The sequence below is a fragment of the Infirmifilum lucidum genome, assembly GCF_014876775.1.
GTDB lineage: Archaea > Thermoproteota > Thermoprotei > Thermofilales > Thermofilaceae > Thermofilum > Thermofilum lucidum.
In genome coordinates this window covers 933170-949489 of the sequence record NZ_CP062310.1, presented here as the reverse complement: position 1 = coordinate 949489, position 16320 = coordinate 933170, and the positions used below count along the sequence as shown (strand labels likewise).

Below are 16320 nucleotides of genomic sequence, written 5' to 3'. Positions count from 1 at the left end.
GTATGGACAGAGAATTCGAGGAGGCTATTAAGAGGCAGCCTCTCGTGAACATAGGCACAGCCGGACATGTTGACCATGGCAAGACTACGCTGATACAGGCTCTCACTGGGATCTGGGCGTCGCATCACTCAGAGGAGCTTAAGAGGGGTATTACACTGAAGATAGGGTACGCCGACACCGCGATCTATCAATGCCCCAAGTGTCCACCACCTCAGAAGTACTATACTTCCGCGAACCTCCCGGAGGACATGAGGTGCAGGTACTGCGGCACGCCCCTGGAGTATGTAAGGAAGGTCTCCTTCGTGGACGTCCCAGGACACGAGATGCTCATGTCTATAATGCTCGCCGGAGCCGCAATGATGGACGCGGCTTTACTCGTGATAGACGCCACTAAGGAGTGTCCCCAGCCGCAGACACGGGAGCACTTTACTGCTCTGAGTATAATAGGCGTGAGGAAACTCGTGGTCATCCAAAATAAGATAGATATCGTCAGTAGGGAGAGGGCTAAAGAGAGCTATAAGGAGATAAGGCGCTTCCTAGAGGGCACTTGGGCCGAGAGTGCCCCAATAATCCCTGTATCGGCTCTCCATAGGGCTAACATTGACGCTTTAGTCTGGGCTCTAGAAAAATATGTGCCGATACCCCAGCGCGACCACACACTGCCACCTAAGATGCTTGTGGCTAGGTCTTTTGATGTGAACAAGCCAGGAACGCCTGTGAGTGAGCTTGCCGGGGGTGTCCTCGGTGGGACAGTAATCCAAGGGAAATTCAGAGTTGGAGATGAAATAGAGATTCGGCCTGGCCTTAAGGTGAAGAAGGGGGGCCAGGAAGTCTATGAGCCCCTTTACACAACAATAACGTCGCTGAAATCTGGGAACGAGCCGTTAGAAGTAGCTTACCCCGGCGGCCTTATAGCCATAGGTACGGAGCTGGATCCAAGTATAACAAAAGCAGACAACCTCATCGGCAACGTTGTGGGGAAGCCTGGGACGCTGCCAGAACCTCTCTACGACCTGGAGGTCGAAATCCACCTGTTGGAGAGAGTTGTTGGCGCCGAGCAGCCTCTTAAGGTTGAACCCTTGAAAACGAACGAGGTAATAATGCTGAATGTAGGGACATCCTTATCAGTTGGTACGGTGACCTCAGCGAGATCTGACAGTGTACACCTAAAGCTCAAGATCCCTGTCGTCGCTGGCAGTGGTACGCGCGTAGCCCTATCAAGGCAGATAGCCGGCAGGTGGAGGCTCATCGGTTACGGCTTCATCAAATAGAGCACTTTTCGACCCCCCTAAAGAGTTCGCGATGCTGTACAAGCTTGCTGTATGTGTCTCTTAGTGCCTCTGGAATAACTTTTGTATCGGCAATTATTGGCATGAAGTTCGTGTCGCCGCTCCAGCGTGGAACAATGTGCAGGTGAACATGGCTCTCAAGTCCAGCTCCCGCCACTCTACCGAGGTTCACGCCGACATTGAAGCCGTCTGGGGACAGCGCCCTCTTGAGAACCTCTACTGAAGCTTTTACTGCTTTTGCCAGCAGGCATAACTCTTCATCCGTGAGGAGGCTAAAGTCTGGAACATGTTTAGTGGGTGCTACGAGTAAATGGCCGGTATTGTAGGGGAAATTGTTCATCAGAACTATTACAGCATCGCTCTTGTAGATGACGAGGTTTCTCTCATTGTCGCTCTCATTGAAGGCCCTACATATGAAGCACTCGGTGGCGCGTTCCAGCTTAGCGTATTCAATGTACTTCATCCTCCATGGAGCCCACAGGACGTCCAACGCCCACCACCGCTCTAATTTTATCGAGTAGGCTCCTTGAATATTTTTCGGAGTCTCCCCAGATCTCCTTCTGGAGGTCTACGAGGAACTGGGGGTTTTTCAGGGGGTACTCGGGATCCTTCAGGAGAACACTCGTAAGAGCTTCCGCCGCTTCGCGGTACTTACCAAGCTTCTCGTTGGGGTACGCGTCTAGAGCCTTTAACGCCTCGTACTCCTCGACGTCGATAAGGCCTACTCTCCCTTCACGAGTCCACACAACGTCAAGGAAAACATCCAGGTACCAGAGAGCAGGCGGCGAGAGCACGTAGTCGAGGGGCAAGTTGAGGTTAATATATACCCCTTTAAGGCTCCCCGATGCAGAGAAATAGTAGTGGGCAAGGAACCTCGAAAACGGATATGTCACTGTGAGTATCTTATCACCTGCTTCCTTCTTAACCCCTAACCCATCGTAATAGCCATTAGAAGTAATGCTCCTCTCAAGGTACACGAAGCCATCGCTGTTTACTCTTGCGCTGGCATGCCACACGAAGCCCCTTCCGAACGGCTTGTCGTGTATTATCCTCACGCTCCTACCCGACAGTATACTCAGGAGCCCCCTAGCGTACCAGTCAAGAGTATCCTCTGAAAGTATCCCCTTCTCCTCCAGCGAGTCAAGCTTGTCGCTCATAAGGTTGTCTCCTAGTGATTTGATCAGATGGTGCCCCTCTAAGGTTGGGTGGAACCTGCTCCTCAAGCTGTCTGCTACAAACATGTTCTCCGGCTCGAAGTGTAGAAAGATGATAGCCTCCCCCTCTTTTACCAAGGTGGGTTCGTGGACATTCAGAGCAAAGTCCTTTAGTTTCCTCGCCTCCTCCAAAAGTCTCCTCAATTCCTCCATCACCTCTAGGATACTCGCACTCTTTGCGGCGCTACGAAACCGAACTCCCCAGCCTTCAGGCGCTAGCTGGGATGCAAGCGATAGAAGTTCGAGTGTAAACTCACCGTCCTTTATATGTTCACTGACAGAGTGCACACTACCTTCGATAACCCTTGCGTATCGCCCAGTCACGGCCACCCCTTCCTCTAGAACTGGCAAGATGGGGTCAGGCCTAACAACGTGCGCTGTAACAAGCCCCCCAATGCCGTGCATCCTCTTTGTTCTAAGGTACCCGCGCCTCGCACCAGGGAGTTCAACTATGTATCCGCCCTCGGTTTTCTCGGATACTCTAGCTCGGTACAGTGTATAGGGGCCCTGTACTACCACGACGCCGACCCCTCCCATACACGCTTTTACAAGGGAGAGTACTTGCAAGGCTACGTCTCTTTCACCCACTATTAGGACGCCCTTGCGTGAATCGAGATCCTTCACAGTGACCCGGACACCCTCTCTAGAAATTCTAAGACTGCCCAGTCTTTTCAGCAGCTGCTCGCTTACATCGCTAAAGGTGTAGCCTGAACTGTCCAATAGTCCTGCTATCGCCGTGGCGAAGATCCCCCGTACCCGGATCATTGCCCACCACTATTCCCTGCCCGAACGATAAATATTACTTGCCGCCCCATGTTCCTATATATAGGTATGGAACTCGACAACAAGAGGCTCGTAGCCCGCACGCTCGAAATAGCGGAGTCTCTTGCTTCGCTAGAGGGGCTTTCTCCCCCTGACGTGACAGTTGTTGTCGTGGACAACATCTACAAGCCCAGGCTAAGACTCATGGATGGTCTAGACGTGGACTTGGTCGGGAATACTATTCTAATAGAGAAGTCCACGCCAGACAATATACTCTACAGAGTACTCGTGGGCGTGTTTTTCCTCTCCTATTGGCACACGTTCAAGGCAAGCAACCCTGCGATGGCGCAGGAACTCGCCAGGAAACACTTCTTTAAAGCCCTAGTCGCGCTTTTCAAGGATCATCCATGAAGCTCCTCTTGACTACTGTGCCAGGCCTAGAGTTCATTGTCAAGGAGGAAATGAGCGAGGCATACGGTCACTTAGACATACACTTCAACGTGCTTACGGGCAGGGTTTTCGCAGAAGTAAAGGAACCCATAGCGAGAGTGCTGGCGTTGAGGTCTGTTGAGAATATAAGGTTTATTCTCGAAGAGGACAGGACTCTCGAGGGAGCTATTGAGAGATCTTTGGATGAAGTTAGAGATCTCTCCAAGGGGCTACGAACCTTCGCCGTACACGCTGAGCGTGTAACAAAGGAGGTAGGGTTTACGTCTCTCGATCTTGCACGTGAAGCTGGGAGAATACTCTTGGAGAAACTTGGATTACGCGTACAGCTAGACGCCCCCGACATTGTCTTCTACGTCGAATACGATAGGGGGGTATACAGGTTTGGTGTCGACATAACCCCCTTCTCGACGCTGAGGGACCGCCCCTACCGTAAAGCATTGCACAAGTCTGCTCTGAACCCGATAATCGCGTATGCTATGTGCCGTCTCGCGGGCCCTGCGAGGAGGATCCTCGATCCATTCTGTGGAAGCGGCACTATCGTGCTTGAATACCTTAGTCTTTATCCTGAAGCTGAAGGGCTTTGTGGCGACGTAGAAACTGAAACTGCTCTCAAGGCATCCGAGAACGCAAAGACGGAGGGCCTAGCCCATATATACGTGCAGGACGTCTTGAAACCTGCTCTCAGGAAGGGTTTAGAAGTAGACGCTATTATTACGAACCCCCCGTTCGGGATACGCGAGAAAGCTGTTGGCAGGCTTAGGAGGGTCTACGAGGCCCTCTTTATGATGGCTGAAGAGTTGCTTTCAAGTAAGGGCAAGCTGGTCATGATAACCCCCCGCAGGGAACTTGTTCAAGCGAAGTCTTTATACCTCGAGCGGGAAATAGTGATTAACGAGGGGGGCTTGGCGTCGTGGATCTATGTGTTCGGTAGAGGGTAGTAAAGCTTTGCAACAGCTCCTCCCAGCTTCTTTAACACCTTACCCACCTCGCTCTCAGAGTCCACTAGGATTATTTTAGCCGAGGAGGCTTTGTCTAGGAGATCCAGAACTCTGTCCCTCGTGTTCTCGTCGAAGAAGACATCATCCGCAATAACCACCTTCTCCAGAACCCCCCACTCGCTAACCTTTTCTACTGCGTCTAGACCCGTTATAACCCTTCTCAGGCCCTTGAACAGTTCCTCAATTAAGCTCGATGCCTCCTGAGCCTCAACGAGAGATCGGATCTCGGCGAACATAGGCCTTAAGTCTGGTCTCCTCAGTAACTCATACACCCCTGCCTCACCGCCCTCGCTGACTTTAATAACACGGGCCTTTATGCCTGTTTTACTTAGGGCCTCCTCAACGGCCTCGAACAACCTCTCAGTCGTTAAGACAACGATGTCCTCGTACTCCTCGAAATGATAATGACTTTTCAGCAACTCTAAGTGTTGTGTCAGAGCCGGAACTATGGTTTCCCTGATGCTAGTGTCTCTGTCGGTGCGCCTAGGGTAATAAGGCACAGAACTCCGTATCTCGACGCCCACTGGGGACAATATACCTACGGTTATCTCGTCATCTCCTATTGATATTAGGAGGAGTCTCCTTATGATAGACGTAGCCCGCGCTAAAACCTCTCTATCAAGCGCTCCTATCCCACTCCTCTTCAGGATCTCTACCTCATCCCCCACGTTGATACTGAGGGTATGGTAGCTACCTTTTATGTGGAGATCTTCGGGGGCATTCACCACTCTACCAGTCAGCCTCATAGCCTTTGTGAACTTACTGTAGTTCACCTTCTCTACATCTATTCCCACGTAAACTCTGACTCTTTCTCCTCTCTCAAACCCCGTCTCGCGTTCAATACGTAGCTGGCGAGTTGTCCACGCATACACGATGTCCCCCCTTCTTACTAGTAACAGCAAGTAGTAGAGATCCTCTGGAGTCTCTATGACAAGCCGTAGCCTGTTGCGCTTTTCGTCGACCTCGAGAACCCTCATTTGTCCCACACCCCCACGACGTCCTCAAGACTCGCAATAATACGTGATACAACATACCATGCGTCGAGAAGCATGTTCCCAAGAGAGTAGACCTGATCGACGACACCATATACCTCCTCGGAAAAATCACCTCTCGGAAAAGCTCCGACGACAAACGCCGGTCTCTCGTGTGCCGCCAAAGTCTCAGCAAGCCTCCTCGGGGTTATGAGCGTTCCTCCCTCATTCAACAGCACTACGAAGTCAATCCCCCTGTTCCTTATCTCATCTCTGAGCCTGGAGCCTAGCCTTCGCATGAGAACAGTATCCCCCTTAGGTGGTACTCTCCCCTTGACCAGCAATTGCTCCATGACGCCTGTAAAGCGCAGATAATTGCGCGGAATCCTGGTCATAGGATCTATTTCGATAACCTCGCCTCTAATTGTGTGTATGATGACTCTAAGCAACCCTTCCCTGTTTAGGCGGCTGCTGTGGGCGTTGAGGAGGCAGACGTGTACGATGTCTGGGCGACCCCTCTTTTCATGATCTTTTAGCCTCTTCATCGCGGGGTAATGTATAGACTTGTCGAGGAGTATCTCAGCGGGACTCTTCCCTCTCCGACTTGCATTGGTTAGCACGGCGGGATGTCTTCTGATCTCTGGAGGGACAAGCTCTACTGCGGCATCGGCTAGTATTAAATATACCTCTCTCATTAGACCCCACAAGATGCGTAGACGAGATGAAATAAAAGACTTAGCGTTGCAACGCATCTCGCGCCTGCTGGAGCTCGCTAGTAAGGTCTACAAGGTGGAGCCAGGACTCGCGGATAGGTATGGGGAGCTAGCTCTGGCCATTGCGCGCAAGGCGCAGATTAAGTACCCTGATTTCCTAAAGGCGAGAGTTTGCAGGAGGTGCGGGGCCTTCTTAGTGCCCGGGAAGAGTGTTCGAGTGCGTGTGAAGAACAGAGGAAAGATGAAGTATATCTCGGTGACCTGCTTAAAGTGTGGCTACACGCGCAGATACCCTCTCAACCGCAGAAAAGTACCTCCAAGGCCATGGTACGTCTTCTACAGGAGGAGGATCAACTGACTACGCTAGTGCTTTCAGGGCGAGCTTCTCGATTACTTCGTCGAGATCCTCTAGACTCCTGATGGTTATTTTTTCGTAGCTCTTCGCGAGGATCCAGAGCGGGCTTTCACGAGTTACAGAGTACTTCACGCCGTGTTTCGTCCTGCCCACCTCCATAATGTAGCCCTTTTCCTTAAGCCTCTCTAGTACATCTTTTATCAGTGTTAGGATAACAGGGTGAGTGACCATACCTGCCAGGACAGCTATCTTTTTAGAGTTGAAGGTTATCATCCCACCCTTCGTGTGCCTGATCATCTCGATGAGTGTTAGGACAACATTCATGCTAAACTCGCTATAGTTACGGTAAATACTTGTTGTCACGACGATTTTTCCAATCCAGGGGTTTTTCCGGTAAACACTTAAAAAGGAATTACCTTTCGAGAGAATTACTTTCGAAATACGTATCCCATACATGCCCCTGCGCTTTGGAGACTTCTCTGCTTCCCGTCGGGTTTCTGATGAAATTTCTTCCTCATCGCTTAAACGTATTAGGCAGTTTTTTCCCTATCGGTTTAGAATGTCGAAGCACAGTAGAAGAGCACGTGAAATAGGAGGGATTCTCGAAGTCTTGTCAAACCCCGTCAGAGTAGAGATACTGAGGCTTCTCATGGAATCGCCGAAGCGTTATAGCGAGATAGCCGAGAGAGTGGGCGTCTCACAGGCTGGACTGGCCCACCACATAAAGAAACTCGAGTCTAAGGGGCTTGTTGAGCACCGGGGAGAGGTCTACGGGATAACCCAGCTTGGGAAAAACATACTCGCGGTGATCGACAATATTGAAATTGCGGCGGTCGGCGACCTAAGTGTCATTACACGCTGGGGCTTCTCACTTCCGCTTAAATACTATGTGGAGACCTTTCTGCGGCTACATGGTGTTGTAACGTCGGGCCGGTGCTCTCAACAGAAGATTCTAGGCATGTTAGCCGACGAGTTGCAAGCTGAGGGTTACTCGTATGGGTACGTCTTACAGCAGTTTGTGGACTCCTTCCTCCACTGGGTTCTTGCCAAGAATCACTGTATTTACGGGAAGAATGTTCAGAGTCAATTTACTATGGAGAGTTACGAGGCGATTAATCCACATGCTCTAGACGTGCTTGCAGAGTCTGGGCTACTGGACTTACTTGCCTCAAACCTCATAGTGTTTAGTGCGGGATGGACAAGTGGGGCCTCGGCACTGTACATGCCCTATTTAAGCCCCCCTCTTCTGAAGCTCGTTTTTAGGAGGAGAGAGGCATTTCCGGAACTCGTGGTGAATGCTAGGCCTGACCTCGATAGCGGTGCTGAGAAAGCGCTCTCTATGCTGTTCTTGACCGACTCAGGTATGCCGGTAACATACCTAGTGGACGCATCGGATAATGAAGACTTCCTACAGAGATTTCTCTCAGATATGGTTGCTCACCTCCCGCACAGCAGGAGCATGGTAGTTGTCTATGGTTGGGAGAGAATCCGAGACGAGATAACGCTGTTATTAACGAGACTAATAAACAATGGAGTACCCCTTGTCTTCACAAGTAGCGATGTTTTCCCATCCCTGCGCTCCCTCGCTTTCCCACGTGGAGAAGCCCCTACATTACACTTAGGGGCAGTAACGTTTCCCATGCCTATTGTACTTAGCCAGACTAGTATACGTGATACCTCAGAATTTATCGGCAAAACTGTGCAGAGATTGGAGAAGATCGTCCAGTATTTAAAGAAGCAGAGTACCAGGGTCGCGAGGATCCTGGAGTTAGAGAATACTCCTCCAGTAGACTATGTTTTTCAAATATCGCTGGCAGGCTTCGAGGGTGGCATTATCCTAAAAACTCCCTCTCTCAGGGAGCTGTTCTCCGAGACGAATAACTACAAGCGCATAGTAATCAGGAAGATACTGGACGAGTATTTTGCAACCTCGAAGATACAGGAACTCGTAGGCGTTAAAGTAGTTGATACGTTCTACACACCGAGCAGCAACCTGTCAATGCTAATCGCTCTTCGCTTCAAGCAACATCATTTAGACGTGAACCCTCTCAGCCCGTTCTCGTTTAATAGTAGAACACGTTCAACGCAAGACCTCCTGGAGCTAGAGTCGGGCATCCAAACAGTCCTTGGAGGTATAGCCAGCATCCTAGAACTACGGGTCAGGGGTCTTACTGCGATACAATTGAAGGAGATCATCTCGAGAATGCAGAAGGCAGGCTTGAAGCAGTTTACAGTAACGATAGTAGGCCTGCACGTGTGCAACGTTTGCGGGAACATAGTTCACGCAAAGGTGTCGAGATGCCCCAGGTGCTATTCGCGCGAGCTATCAGAGCTCAGCAGGTACGGGCTAGCCTACGTGCAGAGGGACAGCCTTGACCCATGGGCGCTCGAGGAAGTCGAGAACCGTGTGGTAGCACAGGTCTAGCTAAGAGCGTCAAGGATCTCGTTGACAAATGCGATGCAGTGACTCCCGAGATACGACACTCTGCCTAAGCTCAGCCTAGCGTCAACAACCCCTTCCAGTGACTTGAGGAGAGATACAGGGAACCCTATGTGGTCGCCGAGAATGAAAGTGATCTTGCCATCGAGGGGCATAGAGAAACTTGCTATGTCTTCACCCCCCTCTATTAACAGGACTAGCAGAAATCCTAGCCTCTTCACGATACCTAGCAGACTCAGTATGTCAAGGCGCACGATGTTTATTAACTTAGACTCTCCCCTCAGGGCTCTAAGTATCTCAGCACCAATGGATACCTCGCTTAGGGAGATGCGGGTAGGCCGGAACACTAGAGTTAACGGAGGGTTGGGCGGCCCGTTCAGAACCGCGATGAAGGCAGTGTCCTCCCTGGGTCTCTCGGTGTCCCAGATAGCGTACATCGCGCCTCTCGCAACTACGTCCATTCGTCCGCCCTCTGTTGCTAAGGTTTTCTCTGAGAAGACAGGCGCTGTCACGCCTGTGTTAGAGAAGAGAATGAATAAGCGGCGGTAGCCGGCTAAAAGAAGTTCCATTTGATGTTTTCCTTCTTACGCTCCTCCTCGGGTCTTATCTTGATTATGCCCCTGTGTATTGCGCACCGGAGACAGAGATACTTTGTCACAGTGTACTGTGGGATGACGGCGCCCTTATCACGTAGCTCTTTTATCAGCTGTGGGTCTACAGGCACGACGGGCTTAGTGATTTTAACGGCCTTGGATCTGGGTAGTAGCGCCCCGCACTCGTCGCACTGGACGAGATCCTCCTTACCTTTACCGCCTTTGTGACGGCCACGTGACTTTCTCTTCTTGGGCATGCCGATGAACCCTAGGGGGATAAGGGTGTAACGTATATAAATTATTCGCGGCTACGATCGGAAAATGAGAGAACTGTGTTCACCCTGTATTCGGGAATCTTGAGAGCCTCAACTGCTATCTCCCTGATAAACCAGTCTGGTGGTGCGGCTTTCTCAGCATTTAGGCGCACACACATGGCATGCTTTAGCGTCTCTTTCTCTATCCGGTTTCTAATCTTTCCAGCCGCGATCTCCTCCGCAAGCCTAAAGGCTATGTAAAAGCGTTTAAAGCCTGTTATGTTTTTCTCGAGCTCGGGAAACTCCTTCTCAAACGCTGTTAGGATAGTTATGAACTTCTCCTCCGGCATAAAACCCAGAATAACAGCCGTCATGGCGAGGCGGAGGACGCGGAACACCATGTTTTCATCGAGCAAGCCGAATACCTCGAGCATTGATTTACGCGGGCTCTCACCCCGTAAGACTTTATCTAGAACTCTGTCGCTCCTGAACTCTATCGTGAAGATATCAGCGTACTTCTCCATTTCCTCCTCGAGCCCCAAGCCATACTTGCCCACGAGGTACACCGTCGCCAGCTCTTTGTCATATATGTCTATCTTAGTCTTGCCGCGTATTGGCTCGAGATCGTTCTCCTGGTATATCTCACGCAAGTACTCAACGAGTTCAGCCCTACTTGAAAAAGACCCCTGTAGGACTTCTCCCCAAATATTTACAGCTACTTCAATCCGCTTCTTGTGAAGGCCTTGCAATGCTGTTCACCGAGAATCCCCGCTAGCTAGCCATCTCGACAACAATGCGCGACGGCAACGAGATCTTCGACGCAGCCCTTCGCAGAGCCTCTTTTGCATGCTCGATATTCTTGAAGTCCACTTTCACTATAATTATAGCTTGGTTTGCCTCGACTCTCGCAGCCCTGCCAATCGGAGTCCCGAATGAGAGCCTCATACCGTCCTGGAGCCTGTCTGCTCCAGCCATAGCCATCATCTTGTTCTCGCGTAGAATGTGATGAGGGTATACAGCTATCCTAAGGAAGTAGTTTGAGTCGCCAACTTTCGACGAGAGGTACTTGTTCGCATGTTGCCTAGCCGCCTCAAGCGCGTTTGCCCGAATCTGGCCGGGTCTAGTCACAACTAGCTTAAGCGTTGTGTTAAAGTTCCCCTGGGGGTTGCCCAAGTCAAACTTCGGTATCAGCACTGGGGGGTTGCTCTTAATGTACTCTAGCCTAGTGTAAGGTGGTGTCCCAAAGTGTCTGTAGCACCTACCTGGTCGTAGCGGCATGCTGTACCACCTAGCTCTAAAAGCCTTAAAGAAAATGTCCAATTATAAGTTTTCCTACTTCCTGGCATCTATCCTAGTGCCCCCTCCTTTGATCCCCCTTTGGCTGGCCGCCTCCGGACAGGGCTCTCGTCACCATTCGGGCCCGTTCCTCTTCACCGCCCCTGCAGACTACAGGCCTGGGCTAAGGCGCGGCTGGTCAGGCAATCCCGGCTGGGTTTTTGAGGGGCTGCACGCCACACTGCCCTGTGCAACGGGTGTGCCGCCCCACGCACGACCGGCCGATAGCACAACAGCAACGCCGTCCCTGTCACTAGAAGAGGTACTGCAGGTCGCCAGAACAGTCTGCTTTCAGGAAGGCAAGGAAAACGCCGACGATGCTGGTGTGCATGGGGCTTGCAATGCTTAGGAAGACTAAACCGCGCGGCCGAGCTCGGTTAAACTTCTTCGGCACTCGCGGATTCTCTTTAGGCTATCTCCGAAATAACCCATGAGCATCCTCAAGTCGAGCGCTGAAAACCTTGCCTCCGTGACTATGCGTCGCATGATCAACTTGCTCTTCCTAAGCCTGGCCTCATCATATCCTAGTTCGCGTCCCAAGAGGTCTAAGTACTCAAGTAGCTTGTCGACCTCGTTGCGGGAGGGCCTCTCGATTCTCGGAGACTCTACCTGTGTTACGGCATTGAAGATCTCGTAAAAGACGATCACAGCTGCATGGGAGGCATTCAGTGAGGGATAGTCGGGATTAGCCTCTATCGTGACTACAAGGTCGCAGAGAGATAGCTCCTCATTTGTAAGGCCCCAGTCCTCGCGCCCAATAACTATTGCGCGCCGACCAGTGTTTTCAGCGATTATGCTGGCCGCGTCTCGCGGTACAACATACCTCCGGAGTACACCTCCACCTTTTACTCCTGTGGTGCACACAACGAGGTCGAAGCCCTTTATTGCCTCCTCGAAGCTATCTACTATCTTCACCCTCTCAAGGATTTCGGCTCCATGCATCGCATACTTCCGACTCTCAGATCCTAGCGAGCACCTAGGCTTTACGAGTACGAGCTCAGCCAGACAGAAGTTCTTCATACAGCGGGCAATGTAGCCGATGTTCTGCTCGTAGAGTGGTTGCACGAATATTACGCCTATTCCACTAAACCTGGAGCAGGAACTGCCCACAATACCGTAACGGGGTAGCGTAATATTTTAGTGGTTATTACTGTGTTCACGCCCGATCCTCAGAATGACGGACGCTAAATTCGAAGGCTTCAGGAGGAGTTACAAGTGGCTCTTCAGATTACCGGGTACGTGTACAATGGTGGCAGTAGTGTCTGGAACCCTATTGCTTGAACTTGTACTCTCCATAGCGGTGAACTATAGTGTACAGGAGCTTGCAAAAAACCTGCTTGCGGTGTTCCTACCGTACATAGCATCCCACATAGTAGATAGAAAAATTCTCACGTGGAGGAGGATACTAGGTTTCTTTACAGTCTTTCTCATTCTACTCCTCCCGGCAATCCTCCTCAGGAAAACCCCTGTTGTTGCCTCGACAGCCGTTGTCCTGCTCTCCTTCCTCGTCTTTATTGCCACATCGGGAGAAGCCTCGCTCGTAATATTCCTCTCCTCATACCTGGCTCTTCTGTACTTCCTGTACCCGCAGTTTTTCCTCCCCTCGTTAGTGGAGATATCCCTCTATGTCCTTGCCTCATTGCCTGTTCTGTACAACATTGACAGGAGAGTTAGAAAGGTAACCGGAGTAGGGGGTCTGAAATTTCTCAATGGATTTCTAAGATACGCTCTAGCCGGTGAGAAAAACAAGATAGAGGAGTGCATCAAGGCCTCCTCTAGCAGGCGAACAATCCCCATACATGTATTTACCTTCAGGGACAACGGTGAAGTTCTAGGTAGGCTAGTAGTTTCAGGGGTTCACCCAGGACCGTTGAGAACACTTGGTAGTAGCACGATCCCAGAAAAAGTCGTTACGAGGTGCCTTCGGTCGGTCTTCCTCAAGGCACCGGCAGGACACGGAGAGAACCTCGCTCTAAGCAACGAAGTCGATAGAGTCGCCGACGCTATCTGCGACGTGACGCCGTCAAGCGAGGAGTCCACTGAGGCAACGCTGGGCTTTGCGCAGGGCAAGCTCGTTAACAGCCTGTCAATTAAGCTGTCAAACGGTGTTACGTTATGCTTCCTCGACCCCCAGATTCCAATGGAAGACATACCAGCAATTCTAAGAGAGGAGTTCGAAAGTAGGGGTGTTGTACTAGTAGATCTACATAATTCTATCAGCAGGGAATATCTACAGTTGCCCGATGACCCCGAAGATTCACCCGAACTCTACCTGGAAGTGAAGCAGACTATACAGGAGTCCCTGTCATCGGAGATTGCTCGCGGGCGGATAAAGGCTGGGTTCGCGTGGAGTAGCTACAGCGACGGGATTACCGTGGGGAAAGCTGGTGTCTCGTGCGTAGTGGTAGAAGTGGGAGGAAAGACCGTAGGCATTCTAAGCTTTGACGGAAACAACATGACACCCGATTTCAAGAGTAAACTCTTCCGCGAACTCGGCAAAGAGGTCGATCACCTCATCGTGGGAACAACAGATACTCATGTGATGACTGGGACGTTCCAGGGAGTAGACTACTACCCCGTAGGAACGGTAAACGACAATACATTACTTGACGTTGCACAGAAATGCCTGAGTGAGGCCAGAGAAAACATGAAGGAGAGCAGTGTGTCGCATGGTATTTTTCCGGTGAATTCTTACTTCATGGATAGCGCCAAGCTAAAAGGCTTATCCCTAGCCACGCGTCTAAACGTCAGAGACGGCTTAGCCCTGGCAACCCTGGCATTCTTGTCGTATGTTATTCTCCTGACTATCGGATAAATTCCCCAGCTAGGGGTCTCAAAGGAGATAAATTATCCCAGCTCTACTTTCTCGAGTGAAACCAGAATAGAAACTCCATTACTAGTTTAGCGGCTAGCAACGATGTTATGTCGTTGCAGTCCACGAGGGGGTTAACCTCGACTACGTCGAAGCCCACAACTTCTCCAGCTTGCTCTATGACTGTTCTTAGGGCTGTGACAGCCTCGCGTGGCGTTAGCCCCATAGGCTCTGGAGTTCCCGTACCCGGTGCAAAAGCCGGATCCACGCTGTCAATATCGAGCGAGATGTATACAGGGCTCGAAGAGCCCACCACATCTTTTAGTTTCTCTACGCTCTCTAGAACATGGATTCTACTGCTCGACTTGGCATACCTGTACTCCTCCTCTGAGAAAGCACGAGGAGAATAGTAAGCTATAGAGATTTTCTCGGATGCTTCAAGCAACCTTCTCATCACTGTTGCATGCGAAAAGCGAACGCCCCAGGGCCATTCGTCCCGGAGATCCATGTGAGCATCGAAGACAACTACAAGTAGCTTGCCGAGTTTCTCTACTAGCTTTGCAACTATGGGCAACGTTATAGAGTGATCTCCTCCGAGAGCTACGGGTAGCTTCCCAGCCTCAGATAAACCTCCTACAACCTTTGCTACGAGCTCCTGCATCACGACATAATCAGTTACTACTGGTAGGTCTCCAGCATCGTAGAAGCTGAGCTCCTCTACGCTGACTCCAAGAGACGGGGAGAAGGTTTCAAGCTCGACAGACACCTCGCGTATCCTCCTCGGCGCAAACCTCTGGCCCGGCATCCGCGAAGACGAACTGTCAAAGGGAACTCCAAAAACAACAACCCCGTCTTCGGCTCTACCCTTACGGCCAAAAATAGTTGGAGCGACGGGCGCTAAGTAGAACTCGAAGTCCTTCACTTCTCGGCCACCACGTAGTCTATACTCCTGATAACCGTCGCGTGTTTCTCGAGGATTTTCTCGACCTCCTTGAGGTCAATATTACTACCTGCGATGTTGATCTTGAGGGTCTCGGTTCTCACGTCAACCTCCGCGACGTTAATCTCAACCCTGCTGATTCTGTCTAAGCTAATCAGTGAACGTGCAATCTCCACTATGGTGACATCACGCGGCTTTAAAGCATCAATAAGTATGCGCGTAATCGAGGGCTCTTTACTCACACTACGTCACCCCTATGAAGGCTTAAAAAACTAGTGCAGTAGCAGGTCTATTAGCACGATTATGGCTCCAGAGGATATTACCAGCAGAGTATACTTGGCTCTGTTCCCACTAGCGATCCTTGCGAGCCAGAATCCCAAGAGTAACAACATGGAGAAAGCCGCCGCGAAGGCGGTAATGTATGCTAGGAACGAAGATAGGAATCCGAAGTGTGCGAGCACGAAGGGTACAAGTGAGAGTATTATCGGCGTAGGAGTACTCAGAGCATTGAGTAGGCTTAGCACTAGGCCAGCAAGGTAGACCTGCCTTCTGCCTATAGATATGAAGAGGTGCTTCTCGAGCTCCTGGACTTCCCGGGCCAGCTCAGCGTGCTCTATAAGGAAAGCTCCCATGAAACCGGAGACTGCAGATGACAGCCCTATTAGTAGCCCATTTATAATGGTGTCCACGGGTGGTAGGTTAAGCATCATGGAGCTAACCACAACACCTATAGCGAGTAGAGTACCGTCATACAGGTTTATCGCTATGTATCGCCTCACGACCTTTGGGAGAATGCTTGCTGTCACTGGAGTACGTATCCTCAAGTGGATGAACTGGTGAACCTTATCTACGAGCCACACGACAGAAAATAGAATAGCATGCTAATAACATTTTAGTCCTGTGAGGAAAGCTTATCCGCACAATGTGGATATTAAGGAGGCTATATTAGACGTCCTGTCACGAGACCCCCTTATCAAACCAGTGGATTTCGTGGATCGCGTCAAGGAGAGGCTCGAGGAGAGGGGTTTCTTCACGGGGCTTGTCACGGCAAAGAGAGTGTGGAAGGTCTACGAGGAGATGGTTAGGAGCGGAGATGTGTTTGATATCTTAGGCGTAGTTCGAAAAGATAAAGCTGATGAGGCTGGGGAAAGCTTTTTAGAGCCGCGCTAGTGTAGGAGTTGAAAGAGGTGGCTC

At 50.8% G+C, this 16320-nt stretch carries 20 protein-coding genes; 7 read left to right on the top strand and 13 right to left on the bottom strand.

Going from position 1 to position 16320, the window contains the following annotated elements:
- Positions 1-2: 2 nt before the first annotated feature.
- Positions 3-1271, top strand: coding sequence for a translation initiation factor IF-2 subunit gamma (locus IG193_RS05300; protein WP_192818171.1), 1269 nt, complete (start codon positions 3-5; stop codon positions 1269-1271).
- On the opposite strand, the gene IG193_RS05295 is transcribed toward IG193_RS05300, so the two are convergent.
- Together IG193_RS05295 and IG193_RS05290 are read right to left on the bottom strand one after the other, a co-directional pair.
- A complete protein-coding gene (locus IG193_RS05295; RefSeq protein WP_192818170.1) occupies positions 1264-1779 on the bottom strand; it encodes an HIT family protein in 516 nt (171 codons plus the stop codon). The genes IG193_RS05300 and IG193_RS05295 overlap by 8 nt on opposite strands.
- A complete protein-coding gene (locus IG193_RS05290) occupies positions 1739-3268 on the bottom strand; it encodes a DUF402 domain-containing protein (RefSeq protein WP_192818169.1) in 1530 nt (509 codons plus the stop codon). The genes IG193_RS05295 and IG193_RS05290 overlap by 41 nt, the downstream gene beginning before the upstream one ends.
- Positions 3269-3334: 66 nt before the next feature.
- On the opposite strand from IG193_RS05290, the gene IG193_RS05285 reads away from it, so the two are divergent.
- Positions 3335-3676, top strand: coding sequence for a hypothetical protein (locus IG193_RS05285; protein ID WP_192818168.1), 342 nt, complete (start codon positions 3335-3337; stop codon positions 3674-3676).
- Positions 3673-4653 (top strand): methyltransferase, encoded by a 981-nt coding sequence (locus IG193_RS05280; protein ID WP_192818167.1) that lies wholly within the window; start codon positions 3673-3675, stop codon positions 4651-4653. The genes IG193_RS05285 and IG193_RS05280 overlap by 4 nt, the downstream gene beginning before the upstream one ends.
- Here the strand turns inward: IG193_RS05280 and IG193_RS05275 are convergent.
- Entirely contained in the window at positions 4632-5690 is a 1059-nt protein-coding gene (locus IG193_RS05275; RefSeq protein WP_192818166.1) for a pelota family protein, read from the bottom strand. The genes IG193_RS05280 and IG193_RS05275 overlap by 22 nt on opposite strands.
- Positions 5687-6379: a 16S rRNA methyltransferase gene (locus tag IG193_RS05270; RefSeq protein WP_192818165.1), complete on the bottom strand. Its 693-nt coding sequence runs from the start codon at positions 6377-6379 to the stop codon at positions 5687-5689. Before IG193_RS05270 ends, IG193_RS05275 begins: the two co-directional genes overlap by 4 nt.
- Before the next feature lie 13 nt (positions 6380-6392).
- On the opposite strand from IG193_RS05270, the gene IG193_RS05265 reads away from it, so the two are divergent.
- A complete protein-coding gene (locus tag IG193_RS05265) occupies positions 6393-6755 on the top strand; it encodes a ribonuclease P protein component 4 (RefSeq protein WP_192818164.1) in 363 nt (120 codons plus the stop codon).
- Here IG193_RS05265 and IG193_RS05260 read toward each other — a convergent pair whose 3' ends face one another.
- Entirely contained in the window at positions 6756-7115 is a 360-nt protein-coding gene (locus IG193_RS05260) for a hypothetical protein (RefSeq protein WP_192818163.1), read from the bottom strand. It lies immediately after the preceding gene.
- A gap of 196 nt (positions 7116-7311) precedes the next feature.
- On the opposite strand from IG193_RS05260, the gene IG193_RS05255 reads away from it, so the two are divergent.
- A complete protein-coding gene (locus IG193_RS05255; RefSeq protein WP_192818162.1) occupies positions 7312-9177 on the top strand; it encodes a winged helix-turn-helix domain-containing protein in 1866 nt (621 codons plus the stop codon).
- On the opposite strand, the gene IG193_RS05250 is transcribed toward IG193_RS05255, so the two are convergent.
- From IG193_RS05250 to IG193_RS05230, 5 genes are all read right to left on the bottom strand, one after another.
- Positions 9174-9761: an RNA methyltransferase gene (locus IG193_RS05250; protein ID WP_192818161.1), complete on the bottom strand. Its 588-nt coding sequence runs from the start codon at positions 9759-9761 to the stop codon at positions 9174-9176. The genes IG193_RS05255 and IG193_RS05250 overlap by 4 nt on opposite strands.
- Positions 9746-10042 (bottom strand): 30S ribosomal protein S26e, encoded by a 297-nt coding sequence (locus tag IG193_RS05245; protein ID WP_192818160.1) that lies wholly within the window; start codon positions 10040-10042, stop codon positions 9746-9748. The genes IG193_RS05250 and IG193_RS05245 overlap by 16 nt, the downstream gene beginning before the upstream one ends.
- Before the next feature lie 41 nt (positions 10043-10083).
- Positions 10084-10788 (bottom strand): DUF2192 domain-containing protein, encoded by a 705-nt coding sequence (locus IG193_RS05240; protein ID WP_192818159.1) that lies wholly within the window; start codon positions 10786-10788, stop codon positions 10084-10086.
- A 22-nt stretch (positions 10789-10810) separates the two neighbouring features.
- On the bottom strand, positions 10811-11317 hold the full coding sequence (locus IG193_RS05235) for a 50S ribosomal protein L16 (RefSeq protein ID WP_192818158.1): 507 nt from the start codon (positions 11315-11317) through the stop codon (positions 10811-10813).
- Between the two features lie 411 nt (positions 11318-11728).
- The gene (locus IG193_RS05230; protein ID WP_192818157.1) at positions 11729-12484 is read right to left on the bottom strand and encodes an RNA methyltransferase; all 756 of its coding nucleotides are present in this window, start codon (positions 12482-12484) and stop codon (positions 11729-11731) included.
- Between the two features lie 64 nt (positions 12485-12548).
- On the opposite strand from IG193_RS05230, the gene IG193_RS05225 reads away from it, so the two are divergent.
- On the top strand, positions 12549-14189 hold the full coding sequence (locus IG193_RS05225; RefSeq protein ID WP_192818156.1) for a DUF2070 family protein: 1641 nt from the start codon (positions 12549-12551) through the stop codon (positions 14187-14189).
- A 43-nt stretch (positions 14190-14232) separates the two neighbouring features.
- Here IG193_RS05225 and speB read toward each other — a convergent pair whose 3' ends face one another.
- The 3 genes from speB to IG193_RS05210 are packed head-to-tail and all read right to left on the bottom strand — an operon-like array spanning position 14233 to position 15986.
- Positions 14233-15108, bottom strand: coding sequence for an agmatinase (gene speB / locus IG193_RS05220; RefSeq protein WP_192818155.1), 876 nt, complete (start codon positions 15106-15108; stop codon positions 14233-14235).
- Positions 15105-15368 (bottom strand): DUF211 domain-containing protein, encoded by a 264-nt coding sequence (locus IG193_RS05215; protein ID WP_192818154.1) that lies wholly within the window; start codon positions 15366-15368, stop codon positions 15105-15107. The genes speB and IG193_RS05215 overlap by 4 nt, the downstream gene beginning before the upstream one ends.
- A gap of 30 nt (positions 15369-15398) precedes the next feature.
- A complete protein-coding gene (locus tag IG193_RS05210) occupies positions 15399-15986 on the bottom strand; it encodes a VIT1/CCC1 transporter family protein (RefSeq protein WP_192818153.1) in 588 nt (195 codons plus the stop codon).
- A gap of 64 nt (positions 15987-16050) precedes the next feature.
- Between IG193_RS05210 and IG193_RS05205 the strand changes: the two genes are divergently transcribed.
- Positions 16051-16296 carry a hypothetical protein gene (locus tag IG193_RS05205; protein ID WP_225876049.1) on the top strand — a complete coding sequence of 82 codons (246 nt, stop codon included), beginning with the start codon at positions 16051-16053 and terminating at the stop codon, positions 16294-16296.
- The last annotated feature ends 24 nt before the right edge of the window (positions 16297-16320 follow it).